The organism is Peptoniphilus harei (assembly GCF_016726485.1).
GTDB lineage: Bacteria > Bacillota > Clostridia > Tissierellales > Peptoniphilaceae > Peptoniphilus_A > Peptoniphilus_A harei.
The window spans coordinates 1605332-1626528 of record NZ_CP068103.1; the positions used below are offsets into that span (position 1 = coordinate 1605332).

At 34.5% G+C, this 21197-nt stretch carries 21 protein-coding genes; 19 read left to right on the top strand and 2 right to left on the bottom strand.

The features are described from left to right. Positions 1-2 precede the first annotated feature (2 nt). Entirely contained in the window at positions 3-857 is an 855-nt protein-coding gene (locus I6I93_RS07590) for a TPM domain-containing protein (protein WP_112890043.1), read from the top strand. On the opposite strand, the gene I6I93_RS07595 is transcribed toward I6I93_RS07590, so the two are convergent. Continuing rightward, positions 858-1565: a heparan-alpha-glucosaminide N-acetyltransferase domain-containing protein gene (locus tag I6I93_RS07595; RefSeq protein ID WP_112890044.1), complete on the bottom strand. Its 708-nt coding sequence runs from the start codon at positions 1563-1565 to the stop codon at positions 858-860. It lies immediately after the preceding gene. A 606-nt stretch (positions 1566-2171) separates the two neighbouring features. Here I6I93_RS07595 and I6I93_RS07600 point away from each other — a divergent pair. The 18 genes from I6I93_RS07600 to tuf all read left to right on the top strand — a co-directional run bounded on the left by I6I93_RS07600 (position 2172) and on the right by tuf (position 20257). Then, the gene (locus I6I93_RS07600; RefSeq protein WP_112890045.1) at positions 2172-2711 is read left to right on the top strand and encodes a helix-turn-helix domain-containing protein; all 540 of its coding nucleotides are present in this window, start codon (positions 2172-2174) and stop codon (positions 2709-2711) included. A 10-nt stretch (positions 2712-2721) separates the two neighbouring features. Further along, positions 2722-3756, top strand: coding sequence for an ABC transporter ATP-binding protein (locus I6I93_RS07605; protein WP_112890046.1), 1035 nt, complete (start codon positions 2722-2724; stop codon positions 3754-3756). A gap of 1 nt (position 3757) precedes the next feature. Then, positions 3758-4588, top strand: coding sequence for an ABC transporter permease (locus tag I6I93_RS07610; RefSeq protein WP_112890047.1), 831 nt, complete (start codon positions 3758-3760; stop codon positions 4586-4588). Then, the gene (locus I6I93_RS07615) at positions 4588-5373 is read left to right on the top strand and encodes an ABC transporter permease (protein WP_112890048.1); all 786 of its coding nucleotides are present in this window, start codon (positions 4588-4590) and stop codon (positions 5371-5373) included. Before I6I93_RS07610 ends, I6I93_RS07615 begins: the two co-directional genes overlap by 1 nt. A 5-nt stretch (positions 5374-5378) precedes the next feature. Beyond that, positions 5379-6425, top strand: a complete 1047-nt coding sequence (locus I6I93_RS07620; RefSeq protein ID WP_112890581.1) for an ABC transporter substrate-binding protein — start codon at positions 5379-5381, stop codon at positions 6423-6425. 83 nt (positions 6426-6508) lie between these two features. After that, positions 6509-7537: a hypothetical protein gene (locus I6I93_RS07625; RefSeq protein WP_112890049.1), complete on the top strand. Its 1029-nt coding sequence runs from the start codon at positions 6509-6511 to the stop codon at positions 7535-7537. Between the two features lie 328 nt (positions 7538-7865). Then, positions 7866-8957, top strand: coding sequence for a BMP family lipoprotein (locus I6I93_RS07630; protein ID WP_112890050.1), 1092 nt, complete (start codon positions 7866-7868; stop codon positions 8955-8957). Positions 8958-9074: 117 nt separating this feature from the next. Continuing rightward, positions 9075-10607, top strand: a complete 1533-nt coding sequence (locus tag I6I93_RS07635) for an ABC transporter ATP-binding protein (RefSeq protein WP_070700171.1) — start codon at positions 9075-9077, stop codon at positions 10605-10607. Beyond that, on the top strand, positions 10594-11721 hold the full coding sequence (locus I6I93_RS07640) for an ABC transporter permease (protein WP_070700170.1): 1128 nt from the start codon (positions 10594-10596) through the stop codon (positions 11719-11721). Before I6I93_RS07635 ends, I6I93_RS07640 begins: the two co-directional genes overlap by 14 nt. Continuing rightward, complete coding sequence (locus tag I6I93_RS07645) at positions 11714-12670, top strand: ABC transporter permease (RefSeq protein WP_112890051.1); 957 nt, start codon at positions 11714-11716, stop codon at positions 12668-12670. The genes I6I93_RS07640 and I6I93_RS07645 overlap by 8 nt, the downstream gene beginning before the upstream one ends. A gap of 100 nt (positions 12671-12770) precedes the next feature. Continuing rightward, the gene (locus I6I93_RS07650; protein WP_112890052.1) at positions 12771-13799 is read left to right on the top strand and encodes a DmpA family aminopeptidase; all 1029 of its coding nucleotides are present in this window, start codon (positions 12771-12773) and stop codon (positions 13797-13799) included. Between the two features lie 121 nt (positions 13800-13920). After that, positions 13921-14565, top strand: a complete 645-nt coding sequence (locus tag I6I93_RS07655; protein WP_112890053.1) for a hypothetical protein — start codon at positions 13921-13923, stop codon at positions 14563-14565. Then, on the top strand, positions 14553-15155 hold the full coding sequence (locus tag I6I93_RS07660; RefSeq protein WP_112890054.1) for a hypothetical protein: 603 nt from the start codon (positions 14553-14555) through the stop codon (positions 15153-15155). Before I6I93_RS07655 ends, I6I93_RS07660 begins: the two co-directional genes overlap by 13 nt. Positions 15156-15188: 33 nt before the next feature. Beyond that, entirely contained in the window at positions 15189-15782 is a 594-nt protein-coding gene (locus tag I6I93_RS07665; protein ID WP_112890055.1) for a hypothetical protein, read from the top strand. 194 nt (positions 15783-15976) lie between these two features. Further along, positions 15977-16390, top strand: a complete 414-nt coding sequence (gene rpsL, locus I6I93_RS07670) for a 30S ribosomal protein S12 (protein ID WP_019124174.1) — start codon at positions 15977-15979, stop codon at positions 16388-16390. A gap of 93 nt (positions 16391-16483) precedes the next feature. Continuing rightward, positions 16484-16954: a 30S ribosomal protein S7 gene (gene rpsG / locus I6I93_RS07675; RefSeq protein WP_070700164.1), complete on the top strand. Its 471-nt coding sequence runs from the start codon at positions 16484-16486 to the stop codon at positions 16952-16954. A 15-nt stretch (positions 16955-16969) separates the two neighbouring features. Then, positions 16970-19045 (top strand): elongation factor G, encoded by a 2076-nt coding sequence (fusA, locus tag I6I93_RS07680; RefSeq protein WP_112890056.1) that lies wholly within the window; start codon positions 16970-16972, stop codon positions 19043-19045. A gap of 18 nt (positions 19046-19063) precedes the next feature. Further along, the gene (tuf, locus tag I6I93_RS07685; protein ID WP_112890057.1) at positions 19064-20257 is read left to right on the top strand and encodes an elongation factor Tu; all 1194 of its coding nucleotides are present in this window, start codon (positions 19064-19066) and stop codon (positions 20255-20257) included. 214 nt (positions 20258-20471) lie between these two features. Here the strand turns inward: tuf and I6I93_RS07690 are convergent, their stop codons facing one another. Then, on the bottom strand, positions 20472-21011 hold the full coding sequence (locus I6I93_RS07690; RefSeq protein ID WP_112890058.1) for a glutathione peroxidase: 540 nt from the start codon (positions 21009-21011) through the stop codon (positions 20472-20474). Between the last annotated feature and the right edge of the window lie 186 nt (positions 21012-21197).

Below are 21197 nucleotides of genomic sequence, written 5' to 3' on the forward strand. Positions count from 1 at the left end.
CTATGAAAAAATTGTTAGCTACAATTTTATTTGTCTTCACCCTGGTCTTTAACGTCTATGCCTTTGATAAGGACCAAATGTCCTACAATGTTTATGATGAGACAAATACCCTTAGTCAAGAGACCATAGACTATCTCAACAAAACCACTTATGATCTTAAAAAGAAGACAGGTGGGGAGATAGGGGTTGTCATAGTCAATAGCTTAGAAGGCTACTCCCTTGAAGAATACGCCACAAAGATTTTTAATGATATAAAAATTGGCGACAAGGATAAGGACAATGGAGTCCTAATCCTCCTTGCCCTACTCGATGATAATGATAGGCTGGTAAAAATTGAACCAGGTTATGGAGCAGAGGGATTTGTTCCCGATGCCTATGCATCGCGAATTATTAGGGCAATGGGAAAAGTTGTTGCTGAAAATGAAAATGACAGGCCCTTTGAAAAGGCAGTGCTTGAAGGATATGCACAAATTATAAAATTATATGAGGGAGAATATGGAGTTGACATTGTGGCAAGAGAGCCACAAGAAGCCATTGATTATTCTGAGGACGATTATGATGATAATTTATTTCTATCATTGGTTCCCATTATAAGATTAATCATAATTATTTTTATAATTTCCTTGATTTTTAGAAATAAAAATGGAGGAGGACCTGGCGGCGGAAGTGGACCAGGAAGCAGGAGAAGAAGACAAAGACCAGTGATTTTCTGGGGACCAGGTTCCTTTGGAGGCTATGGTGGCTTCGGAGGATCAGGTGGTTTCGGTGGATCATCTGGTGGTTTTGGCGGCGGAGGCTTTGGAGGCTTCGGCGGAGGAGGTTCTTCTGGTGGCGGTGGCGCCAGCGGAAGAATTTAATCAAAAGCCAAAGATAAGAGAGAAAATTCCAATCAAAATAATTTGATGGAGGAAATAAATTAAAAGAGAATGCCTACCCATGATATTTATAATATTGTGGGAGGCTTCTTTTTTTGTAAATTTTATGAAGTCAAAGAGAAAGTAGCCCATGTAAAATAAAAATATCCAGGGAATTATAGGGAAGTAGTCACCTGATGAAAAGTTTTCGCTAGGAAGACCAAGGATAAATAGGTTTAGATCATAAAGTGCCTTTGGTGGAATAAGCTTTCCAAAAAAGATACTTCCATAATAAATTCTCTTTAGACTTACAAATAAAATAGTATTTATAATAAGTCCAAGCTTTGGATTTATTTTTTTTATGTATTTTTTTATAAGTATGTGAATTAAGGTGGCACCAGCAAAGAAATGAATGATCCCAAAATAAATTGCATCTTCTTTAGAAAATACGTAGGACCCAAGAGTAATCAAGAGAGAAAGGCCACATAAGATTAGAAACTTCTTCTTGAAATTATTAGAAAAGTGGGTTGAGTAACCAGAAATCAAAATAAAGGAAATACATATATACTGCTGAAAGTAATAAAAATTGTGATTGAAATCAAATCCATAAAAATTTTCAAGGTCAAATAGACCATGATAAATTATCATGCTTATAATAGTGAAGCCACGCAAAAAATCTATGGCATTGTATCTTTTCTTAATAGTATCCATTCTTACACCTCAGAAAAATTATAACACAAATAAGGAAGAGGAAAGTAAGATGAAGTTTTTGACTTGGTAAAAAATTATAAAGTAGTAAAAAATTATGAAGTAGTAAAAAGTTATGAAGTAGTAAAAAATTGTAATTTAATAAAATATTATGAAGTCATAAAAGATTATGGAGTCATAAAATCTTATTAAGAATCAAAAAAACTTTAACCATAAAAATATACTAAGTCCTAAAAATTCATTAATTCATGAAACTTATCAAGTAATAGAAATATCTTGGATGAGAAATATTTATTCTCGTCCAGTTTTTTATTTAATATTATTTAGTCATAAGATAGATGTAAAATCCCTTTAAAAGAAACCCTGTTAGAATTCCAAAAATAAAAATTAAAAAATTTTTCATAAGTCCCTCCTTAATAAATAAAATATATTAGACACAAAGTGGAAGCAAGAAGAAAATGATTATAAAATAAAATTATTTAGTAAATTATATTTTACAAAAAATTTAATAAAATAAATTATATAATCTATTGACTTTAAATATCTTAAGATTTATACTCTAATGAGTTTAATAATTTAAGTAATTTGTTTAATATTATAGGTGATGCAATGAAGATTGGAAATAAAATAAAAGAAATGAGAATTGAAAAGGGACTTACACAAGAAGAGCTGGCTGACAGGTCTGAACTCACTAAGGGTTTTATTTCTCAAATTGAAAGAGATTTGACATCACCATCTGTTGACTCTCTTTTAGATATCTTGGAGGCCCTTGGGACTGATCCCAGCCTTTTCTTTAAGAGGGAAGAGAATGAAAAAATAATTTTTAAGGAAGAGGACTTCTTTGAAAGTGATAATGAAGAGCTTGGTTATGTCCTTGATTGGGTTGTGCCCAATGCACAGAAAAACCAAATGGAGCCCATGAGGGTCTTGCTTAAAGCAGGAGGGACTTCAAAAGAAGTCCAGCCCTATGAGGGCGAAGAGTTTGGCTATGTCCTAAGGGGTTCGGTGAAACTTTTTTATGGAAAAGAAGAATACAAGGTGAAAAAGGGAGAGTGCTTTTATTTTAAAGCCAACAAGTCCCATTACTTAAAAAATGAAGGAAAGTGTGAAACTGAGATTTTGTGGATATCATCTCCACCAAATTTTTAGGCGGTGAATTATGGAAAATTATGTAATTGAATTAAAAAATATTAGTAAGTCCTTTGGTGACAATGTAATTTTAGAAAACTTTGATTTTAAGGTAAAAAAAGACGAGTTCCTTACGATTTTAGGACCATCAGGCTGTGGTAAAACTACAATTTTGAGGTTAATCGGTGGTTTTGAAGAGCCAGATGAGGGACAAATTCTTTTTAATGGAGAAGACATAACAAATAAGGAAGCCTATGAAAGAAGGATTAACACAGTTTTTCAAAAATACGCCCTCTTTCCCCATATGAATGTCTTTGAAAACATTGCCTTTGGTTTAAAAATAAAAAAAATGGACAAGAAAGTCATCAAGGAAAAGGTAAGTGAGGTTTTAAAACTTGTTAATCTTTCTGGTTTTGAAAACAGGGAAATTGAATCCTTATCAGGAGGTCAACAACAGAGGATTGCCATTGCAAGGGCCCTTGTCAATGAACCAGATGTACTCTTGCTTGACGAACCTCTTGGTGCCCTTGACTTAAAACTTAGACAAGCCATGCAAATTGAGCTTAAGAGAATTCAAAAAAGCGTTGGTATAACTTTTATCTACGTTACTCATGATCAAGAAGAGGCTCTTTCCATGAGTGATACTGTTGTTGTCCTAAATAATGGTGAAATCCAACAAATGGATAGCCCAATAAATATTTATAACGAACCAAAGAATGCCTTTGTAGCAGATTTTATTGGTGAGTCTAATATTATTAAGGGAAGGATGCTTGAAGACTTCAAGGTAAGATTTTTAGATTACGATTTTCCTTGCGTTGACAAGGGATTTAGAGCCAACGAAGATGTTGAAGTTGTAGTAAGACCTGAAGATGTGCTTTTGGTTGATGAGAACTACCAAATTGAAGGGACTGTGACAAGTCTTGTCTTCAAGGGAGTTCACTATGAAATGACTGTAGATATTGATGGTTACTCCATGCTTGTTCAATCAACAGAAAAAAGAGAAGTGGGAGAAAAAACAGGCATAGTAATCAAACCAGACCTTATCCACGTTATGAGGTTGAGCTAAAATGAAAAAATTTTCACTAATATATTTATTTTGGGGCCTAGTATTTATTGTTTTCCCACTATTTTTAATACTTGCCCACGCTTTTAGTGCCAACACAGACCTGGCAGACTTTGCCTTTACCCTAGACAATTTCTCAAGGTTTTTTGAACCACTTTATGTAAAGATTTTAATTACATCTCTTGTATTGGCAGGAGTTTCCACTATATTTTGCCTCCTTATTGGCTACCCAGTAGCCTATATAATTTCACAAATGGGGGAAAAAGTAAGAAACAACATGATTTTGATTTTTATAATCCCAATGTGGATGAACTTCTTACTAAGGACTTATGCCTGGCTTACACTTCTTGGCAACAAGGGATTGATAAATAAATTTATAGGACTTTTTGGATGGGGTCCCTGGGACCTTATGTACAACTCCAAGGCCATAATGATAGGTATGGTTTACAATTTCTTGCCCTTTATGGTTCTGCCAATTTATACAGTATTATTAAAGATGGATAAAAAATTAATTGAAGCAGCAAAGGACCTGGGAGCCAACGACTTTGAAGTTTTTATTAAAGTTATTCTCCCACTTTCTCTACCAGGAATTTACACAGGAATAACTATGGTTTTTATACCAGCAATTTCAACTTTTGTTGTGCCAAACCTCTTGGGAGGAAACAACTTCTACCTAATAGGAAACCTAATTGAAAAACAATTTACCTTCACAGGAGACTGGGGCTTTGGTTCTGCAATTTCCATGATCCTAATTGTAATCATGCTTTTAATTCTTTTACTTCCAAAATTATTTAATGGAAAAATTAAAACTAATGAAATAGGAGGTGGCTTATAATGAAAAAAATAATAGATAGAATTTACTTATTTTTAATATTTTTATTCCTATATGCTCCAATTATAATTCTTGTTGTCTTTAGTTTTAACAACTCCAAGCTAAGGGGATCTTGGGCAGGCTTTACCCTAAAGTGGTACAAAAATTTATTTTCTGACCCAGCAATTTTATCTTCCCTTTGGACTACACTTATAGTAGCAGTAGTAGCAACAGTTATCTCTACAATTGTTGGGACAATTTCAGCCATTTCCATAAATGAACTTAGGGGTTTTAAAAAGGATGCCATCCTAAATATAAATTACCTACCAGTAATTAACCCTGACATTGTGACAGCAGTTGCCCTTATGGGACTCTTTGGACTTTTTAACATAAGAATGGGATACACAACAATGATAATTTCACATATTGTCTTTTGTATTCCTTATGTTATTCTCTCCATACTGCCAAAGTTAAACCAGTTGCAAAAGAATACAGTGGAGGCAGCCCTAGACCTAGGCGCAACTCCAACTTATGCAATATTAAATGTGGTGATTCCACAAATAAAACCTGCAATCTTAACTGGAGCCCTAATGTCCTTTACACTTTCCATAGATGACTTTGTAATTTCCTTCTTTAACACAGGCCAAGGAGTTTCAAACCTTTCAATAACAATTTACTCTATGGCGAGGAAGGGAATTAACCCATCAATTAATGCAGTATCAACATTAATGTTAGTAGCACTCTTAATTCTTCTTGTAATAATAAACAAGAGAAGTGAAAAAATGAAAAAAATCGAGGTAAACCTATGAAACACATGAAAAAAATAATTTTATCACTTGCAATCCTAATGGTATTTTCCCTAACAGGATGTGGCAAAGAAGAAACAGCAAAGGAAGAAATTTATGTTTACAACTGGGGAGAATATATTGACCCACAAATCCTAAAGGACTTTCAAAAGGAAACAGGCATAAAGGTTAACTACGACACTTATGCATCAAATGAAGACCTTTATATCAAGATGACTCAATCACAAGATAAGTATGATGTAGTTGTTCCTAGTGACTACATGATTGAAAGACTTATAAAAGAAGGTCTTGTAAGAGAAATTAACTTTGAAAATATTCCAAACTTTGCAAATGTAGAAGATATATTAAAAAATCCTACTTTTGATCCAGAAAACAAATACTCAGTACCTTACTTCTGGGGAACAGTTGGTATTGTCTACAACAAGGCAGAAGTAAAAGACAAGGTTGACTCATGGGACATTCTTTGGAATGAAAAATATAAGGACCAAATAATAATGTATAACTCTCAAAGAGATACTCTAGGAGTTGCCCTAAAGAGACTTGGTTATTCACTAAATTCAACAAGTGAAAAGGAACTTCAAGAAGCTAAAAAGTCTCTAATAGAACAAAAACCACTAGTTTATGCTTACCTAGATGATGATGGACGTGATGTTGTTGTCCAAGGAGATGCCAACCTATCTGTAATGTATTCAGGTGACGCCCTTCTTATGATGCAACAAAATGAAGACCTTGACTATGTTGTTCCAAAAGAAGGCTCAAACATTTGGTACGACTCCATGGTCATTCCAAAAAATGCAAAAAATGTAGAGGGAGCAGAAAAATTTATAAATTATATGCTAGAAAAAGAAGTTCAAGCAAAAAATGTTGAACACTGCGTAGGTTACACTTCACCAGTTAAGGGAGTAAAGGACCTTTTACCAGATGAAATTAAAAACTCAAAGGTTGCCTATCCAGATCTTGATAAACTTCCATCACTAGAATCCTTTAGAGACCTAGGAGATTTTATTAAAGTATACGATAGAATCTGGACAGAAATAAATGCTTCTAATCTTTAATATGCTAATAAACTTGTTTATTTTAAGGCCTCCTTGTGATATCATGTAAGTTAAGCGAAATGTTTTCATAATGGAGGTTTAAAATGAACGAGAGAATAAAAAAGCTTGTGGTTTTTGCAATTTTCATTCTAGTACTTATGTTAGCTTCTCTAACTGCTTTTTTCAGTAAGTCTCTTATGTGGCCAAATGCAGAAGTAAATAGGGAATTCGACGGAATTCTTTTCAATAATGCTGACGGAGTAGAAAATTTACAAGTTTCTAGATCATTAGAAAAAGAAGCTAATGAAAATTTAATAAAATACGACATAAAATTTAATTACACAGGCGAAGACTCAACTGCAAGAATTTTGGGAACACCAAATAGACAAATTTTCTTTGACGAAGGAGTTGGCTTTAGCAAGTCAAAGGTAAACTTAAAGGGAGACTTTGACAAAATTAATAAATCTCTTTTCGAAGAAAAATTAAAATTAAAGGTAAAGGACTTTTACAACAAGACAGATAACAAGGACTTTAAGGCAGTGAGTGAAGTTAAACTTGCCCTAAAGGAAAAAGTTGGAGAATATGAATTTACAGTTTACTACAAGCCAAACCCACTTTACTTTTCAGGTGGACAAAAGGTTGAAGATGCTTCAATTTTTGTTACAAATGCAAAGGTAGAAAACTGGACAGAATCAATTAAGTCTAGCAACAGTGTAAAAGAAGCCTACACAAACTCTGGATACTATGTAAATAAGATTGAATTAATAAACCAAGGACTAATAAATAAAATTTCTCTAATTAACACAGCTTCTACAGTGATCTTCTTAGTGCTAACACTAGGAGTTATTGCTTTAATCTGGTTTGATAGGGGAAATTTCCAAATCTATCTTGGAGCCCTATTCTTAATGATTCCTGCCTTTTATAGGTTCATTGACAAGGGAACAAGTAATCTTGGTGTCCTTATAGCCTATCCAATCTTGGGACTTATTGCCTCAATAGCGGCAAGATTCCTTGCATCAGACGGCGACTTTACTTTTGGCAACAAGGAAATGAAACAATCAGTGGCATTTTTATTAATGTACTTTGTTTTCTCACTTGTATTCTTTGTTATACCAAGAGTATTTATTGGATAAGTAAATTTTTAAAAAGCTCAATATTATATTGGGCTTTTTTTGTTGAAAAAATTTATTGAATTTTGTAAGCTTTTGAAAATGTAAAAATAAATTTTTGAAAGTTTATAATTTTTTATCAGCTCCTAGATATTTACAAGCTATTAATTTTTTGTAAAGTTATAAAAATTTATAAGGTCACAAAAATATATAAGTTCATACTTTTTTCTCACTTAGATAAAAAATATAAATTAGATAAAAATTGTAAAGACAAGGAAAACTTTTTATTGAAATTGAAATAATAGTAAATTTAATATATAATTTAATTAAATATCTATAGGAGGATTTTTAAATGAAGAAGAAATTTACACTACTTTCAGTGTTATTGATTGCAATGACACTAGTTGCTTGTGGTGGCGGCAACAAAAAAGAAGCAGATGGAAATGCTGCAAACGCTACTAAAGAAACAACTGAAGCTAAATCAGACATTAACGTTGGTTTTGTAACTGACGAAGGTGGAGTTAATGACCAATCCTTTAACCAAGGTGTTTGGGAAGGACTTCAAAAGGCAATTGATGAACTTGGAATCAAGGCTGACTACATTGAATCTAAGGACACTAAGGACTACACTCCTAACCTAGAAACTTTTGCTGACCAAGATAAGAATCTTATCGTTGGTGCTGGTTTCAAAATGGGTGGTAACGTAGCTGAAGCTGCTACAATGTATCCTGAAATCAACTATGCAATAGTTGACGTTGACGTTACAGTTGACAAAGATGGTAACAAAATTGAAGCTCCTTCAAACCTACTTGGAATTATGTTTAGAGCACAAGAACCTTCCTTCCTAGTTGGTTATATTGCTGGTATGACATCAGAAACCAACAAGGTTGGTTTCGTTGGTGGCCAAGAAGGTAACATTATTTGGGGATTCGAATATGGTTACAAGGCTGGTGTTGATTACGCAGCTAAGGAAAAGGGAACTGACATCGAAGTTCTTAGCCAATATGTTGGAGACTTCTCTGACGCACAAAAGGGTAAATCAATCACTGCTACAATGTACCAAAACGGTGCTGACGTAGTATTCCACGCAGCTGGTGGAGCAGGCGAAGGCGTTATCGAAGCTGCTAAAGAAGCTGACAAGTGGGTAATTGGTGTTGATAGAGACCAAAGCGACAGGGCTCCTGAAAATGTATTAACTTCTGCAATGAAAAATGGCGATGTTGCTGTTTACCAAGTTGTAAAAGATATGCAAGAAGGTAAGTTCGAAGGTGGAAGAACTATTGAGTTTGGTCTTTCAGACGGTGGAGCAGTAGGTATTGCGCCAACTTCTGACAAGAATGTTAAACCTGAAATTTTAAAATCAGTTGATGAAATCTCTGAAAAAATTATTTCTGGTGAAATCAAAGTTCCTTACAACGAAGAAACTTATAACGAATACAAATAAGCTTATAAAGTCATCTCTTAGGAGTCATCTTAGGGATGGCTTTTTTTATTGCAATTTATTTTAAAAATAGCCAATTCTTTGGTATAATTTATTTAACATAACAAAGGAGCGTTTGTATTGGAAACTAATAATAGAGACTTAGTCGTAAGGATGGAGAATATCACCAAAAAATTTGGTGATTTCACTGCAAACGACGGAATTAATCTTGATATTAGGAGGGGAGAAATCCATTCTCTGCTTGGAGAAAATGGTGCTGGCAAGACTACTCTTATGAATATGCTCTATGGCATGAGTTCTCCTACATCAGGTGAAATTTATATAAATAATGAAAAAAAAGAATTTAAGGATCCCAACGATGCTATAAAGGCAGGGCTGGGAATGGTTCACCAACACTTTATGCTTATTGAACCCTTCACTGTTGTTGAGAATATTGTTCTTGGCATGGAGCCTATGAATGGAATCAAGGTGGATATAAAAAAGGCTAAGGAAGATGTAATTGCCCTTTCTGAAAAGTACGGTTTCAAAATTGATCCCGATGCCAAGATCCAAGACATAAGTGTGGGTACTCAACAAAAAGTTGAAATACTTAAGGTTTTATACAGGGGTGCTGACATATTAATTTTTGATGAGCCAACAGCAGTTTTAACCCCTCAAGAAATCACAGAATTAATTGACATAATAAAAAACCTTGCAAGAGAAGGAAAATCTATAATTATAATCACCCACAAGCTAAAGGAAATTAAGCAAATGGCCAACAGGTGTACTATCATTAGGCGTGGGAAAAAGATTGACACAGTAAATGTCTCTGATGTCAATGAATCTGAACTTGCAGATATGATGGTGGGAAGAGCTGTTCACCTAGATGTTAATAAGGCTGATTGTAAGGCTGGCGACACAATACTAGATATCAAGGGCCTAACTGCCAGAGACATAAGGAATGTCAAAAAGTTAGATGACTTAAACCTAGATATTAAAGCTGGAGAAATCCATGGTATTGCTGGTGTAGATGGAAATGGTCAATCTGAACTTATTGAAACTTTAACTGGCCTTAAAAAGGCTGAAGCTGGATCTGTAATCTTCAAAGGAGAAGAGATTTTAAACCATAATCCAAGGGATATTATTGAAAGAGGTTTAAATTCTATTCCAGAAGATAGACAGTTACGTGGTCTCGTCCTAGATTTTTCTGTGGCAGAAAATATTATCTTAAAGGAATACTACAAGGACAAGTTTTCTAAAAAGGGAATTTTGGACTTCCCTAAGATAGAAAAGAATGCTGAGGACCTTTCAGAGGACTATGACATTAGACCGAGAAATATAAACCAATTTGCAGGCGCCCTATCTGGTGGTAACCAACAAAAGGTTATTATTGCAAGGGAAATATCTGGTGATCCAGACCTTCTCATTGCAGCCCAACCAACAAGGGGGCTAGATGTTGGTGCCATTGAGTATATTAGGAACTTCTTGATAAAACAAAGGGACAAGGGGAAGGCAGTTCTTCTTATTTCCTTTGAATTAGATGAAATCATGGCTCTTTCAGATAGGATTTCTGTTATTTATAATGGAAAGATCCTAAAGACTTTTGATGCAAAAGAAACTAATGAGAGAGAACTAGGACTTTATATGGCAGGAGGTAAAAATGAAGAGAAATAGGTTTTTATACACAATTCTTGCCATTGTACTTGGTATCTTAATTGGGTCAATTATACTTTTACTAAGTGGGACAAACCCTGTTGAGGCCTACAAGGTAATTTTCTTGGGAGCCTTTGGCAAGCCTAAGTATATTTCTTGGACAATTGTAAAGGCAGTTCCATTAATTTTAACAGGACTTTCAGTTGCCTTTGCCTTTAATACAGGCCTATTTAACATTGGTGCCGAAGGGCAATACATTGTTGGATCCATTGGAGCTTTAGTTGTTGGACTATTACTAGACCTTCCTCCAGTAATCCACGGACTTGTTGCTCTTTTAGTGGGAGCTCTTTGTGGTTACATTTGGGGAGCCTTAGTTGGACTATTAAAGGCAAAATTTGAAGTTAACGAGGTTATTTCATCAATTATGATGAACTGGATTGCCTTTTATCTAAGCAACTATCTATTGAGTTTTCCAATTTTAAGGTCTATTGAATCAGATAACTCCTATCCCATTAAAGAAACTGCTAGCATAAAAATTGCTGGAGCTTGGAAGATGAGTGAATCTGGTAGGGCCTATCTCGCCCAACACAAGTTTTTAAAGGATATTTTAAATCCACCTCTAAATTTTGGTATTATTATCGCTATTTTAGCAGCCATAGTAGTTTGGTACATCCTAAAGAAAACTACTCTTGGATACGAACTTCGCGCTGTTGGTTTCAATGAAAAGGCTGCAGAATACGGTGGAATTGACATTAATAAATCTATTGTAAAATCCATGGGTATTGCAGGAATCTTGGCAGGACTTGCTGGTGCAATAACTGTTCTTGGTGTTTCTGGTGATATTGGAATCATGGCGGCCCAAGAAGGCTACGGCTTTGATGGAATGGCAGTTGCCCTTATAGCTGGCAACAATCCATTGGGCACAATTCCAGCAGCTCTTCTCTATGCAGGTTTAACTTATGGAGGAGGAAAGCTTACTACAATAGGAACTTATTCAGAAGTTGTAAATATTATTATTGGTATTATGATCCTATTTATTGCAATGCCAAAACTTTTGGATATGATTAAGTTCTTCTTCACTAAGTGGTCAAAGAAGGATGGAAAAAATTTAGAAAAAGGAGGAGCAAATGAATAGTTCACTTTTAAGCTTAGCAAGTATTTTATCAATTACACTTTTATATTCAGCTCCCCTTATTTATACAGCTCTTGGTGGAGTTTTATCTGAAAATGCCGGAGTTGTAAATATTGGACTTGAAGGAATGATGGCCATAGGAGCAGTTGTTGGATCCATTGTTGGCTATTATGTAGGTAACCCTTGGTTGGCCTTCTTGTGTGGAGGACTTGGCGGAATGTTAATTGCCCTTCTTCACGCTATAGCTACAATTAATTTTGCAGCAGACCACGTTGTAAGTGGTATCGCCATTAACTTAATTGGACCGGGACTTGCACTTTTCCTTTGCAGACTTTTCTTTGATGGAGCAGCCATATCAAAGTCCATTGATTATGAAAACAAACTTCCAGTTTTATTTGGAAAAGTTTTTAAATCTGGTGGTGGAAATGGAATAATGAGATTCTTTGACATTGTCTTCTCACAATATGCATCAGTTTACCTTGCTTTTGTCCTTGTTTTTATAGTTTACTTTATACTCTATAAGACTAGGCTAGGCCTAAGAATTAGGGCTGTTGGTGAGTATCCCAAGGCTGCAGAAACTCTTGGAGTTGACGCCTACAAGATCAAATACATTTGCGTATTAGCGTCTGGGTTCTTAGCAGGACTTGGTGGAGCATCAATGTCACTTGCAGTTGTATCCAACTACAGAGAAACACTTATCTCTGGTCAAGGCTTTATTGCCCTTGCTGCAGTAATCTTTGGTGGATGGAAACCACAAGGAGCAATGCTCGCTTGCCTGCTCTTTGGTTTTGCCCAAGGACTTTCAGTTTTTCTTGGTTCAATTGGAATAAAAATCGATACAAACCTACTTTCAATGATTCCTTATGCAATAACTCTTATTGTCTTAATAGTTTTTGTTAAGGGATCAAGGGCACCGTCAGCAGATGGCCTTCCTTACGAAAGAAACAATTAATAAAATTCGTCTCAGCTTCGGCTGGGACTTTTTTATGCCTTGCTTTTTTAAATAAATTATAAAATTTATCTGATATAATTTTCTTAAAAGGGGGATGTTTATGACTTTTGAAATTTTTAAAAATTCTAGAAGGGGAAGACTTAATAAAATATCTGACGTCAAGGGAGTGAGGGTTGGTCACTCAACAATTAAAGATGGTAAAATAAAAACTGGAGTGACATGTATCATGCCCCATGATGGAGATGTTTTTAATGAAAAACTTGTGGCCAACTCTTACATAATTAATGGCTACGGAAAAAGCCTTGGTCTAGTTCAACTAGAAGAGTTGGGGACTCTTGAGTCGCCAATCTTTATGACTAACACCATGAGCCTTGGAAGAGTTCTTGACTCATCAATGAAGTGGATGATTGATAAGTACCCCAAGCTGGGCGACAAGTCAGGAGCTCCAAATATAATTGTCACTGAATGCAACGACGGAGTTATAAATGACATGAGGGGCCTTCATGTAAAAGAAAAAAATGTCTTGGAGTCTATTGAAAATATAAAAGAAGATTTTGAAGAGGGCTCAGTTGGAGCAGGAACAGGTATGATTTCCTTTAACCTCAAGAGTGGCATTGGATCTTCATCAAGAATTATTGAAATAGATGAAAAGGACTACACCTTAGGAAGTCTTGTTCTATCAAACTTTGGAAGGATAAAAGATTTAAAGATAGAAGGCAGACCTCTAGGCCGTGAAATGTACTTAAAGTCCAAGGGAAAAAGAGAAGACAAAGACAAGGGTTCAATTATAATAGTCCTTGCAACAGACTTGCCCCTTAGCTCGAGACAACTAAAGAGACTTGCAAAGAGGGCCACAATTGGACTAGGAAATGTGGGCTCTTACTTGGGCCACGGTTCAGGAGATATTGTCATTGCCTTTTCTACTGCGAATGAGATAAAGGATTCTAGTTTTGAAGAAGTTAAAGTTCTAAAAGAAGATTTGCTAGATGATGCCTTTAGGGCTTGTGCAGAATCAGTAGAAGAATCTGTAATTAAATCCTTAATTTATTCCGAGTCAGATGTAACAAAGGATGGCAAAAAAATATTTTCTCTTGAAGAAAATTTAAAAAATCTGAGAATAGATTTTTGATATTTATTAACTTCTTTAAAATTTATGGGTGTGAGTGTTACAATAAATTAAAGAGGAAAAATTTTATTTATAAAATACTCTTAAATTAGTTTTATAAATAAAAGATTTTAGAGGTGATTTAATGAGTGATTTAACTATATATTTCTTAGTAACAGTTTTTATATCAGCCTTAGTCACTTTTATTTACATAAGAGAAGATAAGAAAGAAGAAAAAGATTCTAAGAATGATATAATATATTCCTTCCTAATGAGTAATTTTTTAATCTTACAATTTTACTTTAGAATTTATCAAAATATTGGGTTTGCAATTATGGTTAGCATATTTGTTTATTTTGTAATTTGGGCTATTTATAAACTTTACACAGATAGCAAAAGGGGAAGCAAGTTATTGGAAAATAAAAATGAGCCTAAGTGGAGGGTTTTATTTATTTCAATATCTTTTATATTATTAGCAAGTCTTAGTTTTTTAGAATTAGAAGATGGAGCTACTATTTATTCATACAACAAAAGTGACTTTCGAAAAATTTTAATAATTTCAATTTTTTTTGTTAGCTACATTAGAATTATTTTAGACTTGAGAGTTTTAAAAAGAATTTTATTTGAAAAAGATATTTGGAGAAGAGCTTTTATTATTTCAGAAATTATTTTGATTTTGGTATTAGGTTTAGGAAGTGCCTATAATATAAAAAATGTAAACCGTCTTGATTTTTATGTAGAAAGTGAAGATTATCAAGAAACATCAGGAGAGGAATTATGGGAAATTTAATTTTTAATATTATCGCTACAACAATCCTTGCCTTAATAAGGCCTATTGGGGATAAATTAAGGGAAAAAGCTGGGGGAGAGATTGACAAGTCCATAGATTTTCAATCCTATATTTTTTCTTTTACAACAATTGAATTGTGGCTCTCAATGGTTTTTTGTAGAAGCAAGCTAAATTTTTATTTTTTCTGCTTTTTACTTATTGCTTCTTTTTTTTACAACGCATTCACAGAAGATTTTTTGAAGAATAAATATGCAGATGACCCAAGACTTTATAAGATAAGTACCATATCAGTTCAAGCTATCTTAATTATTTACCAGTTAATATTCTTTGTTACTTTAGAAGATGGTCATTTTATTGATTCTCTTTATAAGAGGGAATTTCAAATTGCTATGATTTGGTATGTGGTTGTGATTTTGTGGCTTAGCTATTACTTGTCGAATAAATTGCTAATTAGGATTTTTGAAGATAAGGATATTTATAGGAAGATTTTTATAACTTTACAAATTGTATTTATCATTATTTTTATAGCCTTTACTATTTATAACTACATAAATATTAATAGGTTTGATTTTTATCTCGATAGGATGTAAAGGTTTAAGGTTTAAGGTTTAAAGGAGAAAGAAATGACAGAAGGAATGAGGAATGCTCTTATTGGAACTTTTCTAGCCTTAATATTTTTTAAAATTTTTGAAAAACTATCAAATAAAAAATTTTTTAATAAAAAACTTAGCGGGGGAGAAAAACTTCTAGATTACTATAATGCCAGCACAACACTGCTTCTTTTTTGGGTAAATTCCATTTTTTCTAGAAAAGAATTGATTCTATACTGTATAGGAGCCTACATCTTTATAAATATTTTTCTTAAATTATTTAAGTCTGACTTTGAAACTCATGAAAAGGAAAAGTATTTAAAAGTTATTACTACTTCAATTTGCACAATTTTTACAATTTATCAGTTTGTATTTTTTCTAACTTTAAAGGATGGGACTGTAATAGAAAATTTTGACAGGTCAGCTTATTTTAGCACTATGATTTATTTGTTAATAGGATTTTTTATAGTTAATATATATTTTCTAATAAAGAATCTTAGGACAATTTTTACAAAGGAGGACATTTATAGAAAAGTTTTTACTGTTATAGATGTAATTTTTATCCTATCCCAAGACTTCTTTATAATTTATAATCTTGTAAAGGCAGATAAGTTTGTTTTTTACTAGATAAATTTATGTAAATTTAAAATAAAATCATTAATTCTCAAAAAATATGGAAATTTCGCCAATTTCTCATAATTTTTATTGACTTAATGATTATCTAATGATAAAATTGATGAGTATTTGAGACGGAAAGACTACCTAAATGCAGGTAGTCTTTGAAATGTCCAATACTATTAATAAAACAGGAGGTGCAATTAATGCCTACAATTAACCAATTAGTAAGAAATGGTAGAAAGAAAATTCACAGTAAATCTAAATCACCAGCTCTTGATGTAAACTATGACACACTTAAAAAAGTTGAAACAGAAGTTAATTCTCCACAAAAAAGAGGAGTTTGTGTTGCAGTAAGAACAGTAACACCTAAAAAACCGAATTCAGCTCTTAGAAAAGTAGCCAGAGTTCGTTTAACAAACGGATATGAAGTTATGGCTTACATTCCAGGAATCGGACACAACCTACAAGAACACAGTGTTGTTTTAATCCGTGGTGGAAGAGTTAAGGATTTACCAGGTGTTAGATACCATATTGTAAGAGGTACTCTTGATACAGCTGGAGTTACAGACAGAAAGCAATCTAGATCTAAATATGGTACTAAGAAACCTAAAAATTGATAGAATTTTTACATGAGATTTTATAGATTTTTGGCTTACGGGCTCAACCTGAGTACCAATGAATCGACTGAAAAATAGTTAAGGAGGGAAGTTATGCCAAGAAAAGGACATATCCAAAAACGTGAAGTTATGGCTGATCCAGTATACGCAGACGTGGTTATCACTAAGCTTATAAACAATGTTATGCTTGACGGTAAAAAAGGTACTGCTCAAAGAATTGTTTACGGAGCACTTGAAACTGTTGCAGAACAAACTGGAGAGGACGCACTTGAAGTATTCTACAAGGCACTTAACAATGTAATGCCTGTACTTGAAGTAAAGGGAAGAAGAATAGGCGGTGCTACTTACCAAGTACCAATGGAAGTTAGACCGGAAAGACGCCAAACTCTAGGCCTTAGATGGATAGTTAAATATGCAAGAGCAAGAGGCGAAAAGACAATGCACGAAAGACTTGCAAAAGAAATACTAGACGCATCTAACGGTTTAGGCGGAAGTGTTAAGAGAAAAGATGAAATGCATAGAACAGCAGAAGCTAACAAGGCATTTGCTCACTATAGATGGTAATAAGGGGAGGAATTTATGGCTCGCGAAATACCATTAGAAAAATATAGAAATATAGGTATTATGGCCCATATTGATGCTGGAAAGACTACTACTACAGAACGTATTCTTTTCTACGCTGGTAAGATTCACAAAATCGGTGAAACTCACGACGGTGGAGCACAAATGGACTGGATGGAACAAGAACAAGAAAGAGGTATTACAATTACTTCTGCAGCTACTACAGCTCACTGGAAAGGCTACAGACTTAATATCATCGATACTCCGGGACACGTTGACTTTACAGTAGAAGTTGAAAGATCTCTAAGAGTACTTGACGGTGCTGTTGCACTTTTTGACGCAAAAAGTGGTGTAGAACCTCAATCTGAAACTGTTTGGAGACAAGCAGATAAATATCACGTTCCAAGAATTGCACACATCAACAAGATGGACGTTACAGGTGCAGACTTCTTTAGATCTGTTGATACTATCGACAAGAAACTAAAGGGTAATCCTGTTCCAATTCAAGTTCCAATGGGAGCAGAAGATACTTTCATAGGAATGATTGACCTTGTTGAAATGAAAGCAGAAATTTACAAGGATGAACTTGGTAAGGAAATCGAAATTACAGATGTTCCTGAAGAGTACATGGAAGTTGCAAATAAATATAGAGAAAACTTAATCGAAGTTGCATCTGAATTTGATGAAGATTTAATGATGGCCTACCTTGAAGGTGAAGAAATCGATAATGAACTTCTTAAGAAAGCTATAAGAAAGGGTACTCTTGCTGTTAAGATTACTCCAGTATCTTGTGGTTCTTCTTACAAGAACAAGGGTGTACAACTTCTTCTAGATGCAATTATTGACTACCTACCATCTCCTATTGATGTACCTGCAATTACAGGTGTTGATGAAGATGGAAACGAAGTTCAAAGACATGCATCTGATGATGAACCATTCTCAGCTCTTGCATTTAAGATCGTAACTGACCCATATGTTGGTAAGCTTGCTTACTTTAGAGTTTACTCTGGGGTTCTTAAGGCAGGTTCTTATGTTATGAACACAGCAAAAGGCAAGAGAGAAAGAATCGGAAGAATTCTTCAAATGCACGCTAACAAGAGAGAAGAAATCGAAGAAATCCATGCAGGAGAAATCGCAGCAGCTGTTGGTCTAAAAGACACAGGTACTGGTGATACTCTTTGTGATGAAAAATCACACGTTATTCTTGAAAACATGGAATTCCCAGATCCAGTTATCTCTGTAGCAATTGAACCAAAGACTAAGGCATCTCAAGATAAGATGGCTCTTGCTCTTGCAAAACTTGCAGAAGAAGACCCAACTTTCAAAACTCACACAGATGAAGAAACTGGTCAAACTATTATCTCTGGTATGGGTGAACTTCACCTTGATATCATCGTTGATAGACTACTAAGAGAATTTAAGGTGGAAGCTAATATTGGTAACCCACAAGTATCTTATAGAGAAGGTATTAGAAAAGCTGCTGAAGGCGAAGCTAAATACGCTCGTCAATCAGGTGGTCGTGGACAATATGGTCACGCTAAGATTAGAATCGAACCATTAGAACCAGGCGAAGGTTTTGTATTCGAAAATGCCATCGTTGGTGGTGCAATTCCTAAGGAATTTATTGGACCAACTCAACAAGGTATTGAAGAAGCACTTCAATCAGGTATTGTTGGTGGATACGAAGTTCTTGATGTTAAAGTAACACTTTACGATGGTTCTTACCACGAAGTCGACTCTTCTGAAATGGCATTTAAGATTGCCGGATCTATGGCAGTAAGAGATGCTCTTGCTAAGGCTGATCCAGTACTTCTTGAACCTATGATGAAGGTTGAAGTTACAACTCCAGAAGAATACATGGGAGATGTAATTGGTGATATTAATTCAAGACGTGGAAGAATGGAAGGTATGGAACTTGTAGCTGGAGCACAAATCGTTACAGCTTATGTACCACTAGCAGAAATGTTTGGTTACGCAACAACCCTTCGTTCAAATACACAAGGAAGAGCAAACTACTCAATGCAATTTGATCACTACGAGGAAGTACCTGCATCAATAGCTGAAGAAGTAGTTGGAGATAAAAAAAATAACTAATAAATAGGAGGATTAATAATGGGAAAGGCAAAATTTGAAAGAAATAAACCACACGTAAACATTGGAACAATTGGTCACGTTGACCACGGTAAGACAACACTTACAGCTGCAATCACACTTGTAATGAACAAGAGATATGGCGGCGGAGAATTTGTTGACTACGCACACATTGACAAGGCTCCAGAAGAAAGAGAAAGAGGAATCACAATTTCAACTTCTCACGTAGAATACGAAACAGCAAACAGACACTACGCACACGTAGACTGCCCAGGACACGCTGACTATGTTAAGAACATGATCACAGGAGCAGCACAAATGGACGGAGCAATCCTAGTAGTATCAGCTGCAGACGGTCCAATGCCACAAACAAGAGAACACATCCTACTTGCAAGACAAGTTGGTGTACCAAAGATTGTAGTATTCCTAAACAAAGAAGACCAAGTAGACGATCCAGAACTAATTGAATTAGTAGAAATGGAAGTAAGAGACCTACTTTCAGAATACGACTTTGACGGAGACAACACTCCAATCGTAGTAGGATCAGCACTTAAAGCAATCGAAGAACCAGATGGAGAATGGGGAGACAAAGTAGCAAAACTTATGGATGAAGTTGACGAATACATCCCAACTCCAGTAAGAGACACAGAACACCCATTCCTAATGCCTATCGAAGACATCTTCTCAATCACAGGTAGAGGTACAGTAGCAACAGGAAGAGTAGAACAAGGTGTAGTAAAAGTAGGAGACACAGTAGAACTAGTTGGATTAACAGACGAAAGTAGACAAGTAGTAGTAACAGGTGTTGAAATGTTTAGAAAACAACTAGACCAAGCAGAAGCAGGAGACAACATTGGAGCCCTACTAAGAGGTGTACAAAGAGAAGAAATCCAAAGAGGACAAGTACTAGCAGCACCAGGAACAATTCACCCACACACAAAATTTGAAGCAGAAGTATATGTACTAACAAAAGAAGAAGGTGGAAGACATACACCATTCTTTAACGGATACAGACCACAATTCTACTTCAGAACAACAGACGTAACAGGAGATATTCAATTAGCAGAAGGCGTAGAAATGGTAATGCCTGGAGATAACTCAACATTTACAGTAACACTAATCACACCAATCGCAATGGACGAAGGACTAAGATTCGCTATTCGTGAAGGTGGAAGAACTGTAGCATCAGGAGTAGTATCAAAGATTCTTGACTAATCCTTTGGGATTAACAAAAAATCTTAATAAATAAAGTTAGAGGGAGTTTATGCTCCCTCTTTTTTGTTGCAAACTTATATTTATTAAAAATAAGTAAAATTATTTTTAATTACAACTATTTATTTGAAATTTAAAATAAGGTAAATAAAGAAAAAGACTTCTGTAAAATTTAATACAGAAGTCTTTTTATTTTATAAATTTTTAACTTAGAAGTTTAAATTAACTCTGCAATTTTTTCATCAACCTCATTCATTTTTGCAGTTGGCTCAAATCTTTCAACTACCTTTCCATCCCTATCAATTAAGAATTTTGTGAAGTTCCATTTGATATCTGGGTTATTCTTGTAGTCCTTGTCCCTAGATTTTAGAAGGGTAGCCATGGCAAGTGCCTTGGGACCATGTCCAAAGCCTTCAAATCCCTTTTGAGATTTTAAAAACTTGTAAAGTTCAAGTTCATTATCGCCATTTACCTCAGCCTTTTTCATTTGAGGGAATTCAATATCGAAATTCAATTGGCAGAATTTTGTAATTTCTTCATCACTTTCTGGAGCTTGTTCCTTGAATTGATTGCAAGGGATATCAATTATTTCAAGTCCCTTGTCGTGGTATTTGTCATAAAGGTCTTGCAAGTCATTATATTGGGGTGTAAATCCACACCTTGTTGCAGTATTAACTATTAAGATAACTTTCCCCTTTAAATCTTTTAAATCTAAGAAAGATCCGTCTTGTCTTTCAACTTTATAATCATAAATCATTTTTATTCCTCCTATTTATTTTTAATTACCCATTTTTAAAAAATTAACAACAGAAAGAGACTTTAATAAAATTAATAAGTCACTGATTAAGAGTCTTTAAAAAAAGAGATGGTTTCCCATCTCTTAAAAAATTTTATGAACTTGTCTTATAAAAAGTTAGTAATTTTTGTTACTTATAAATCTTAT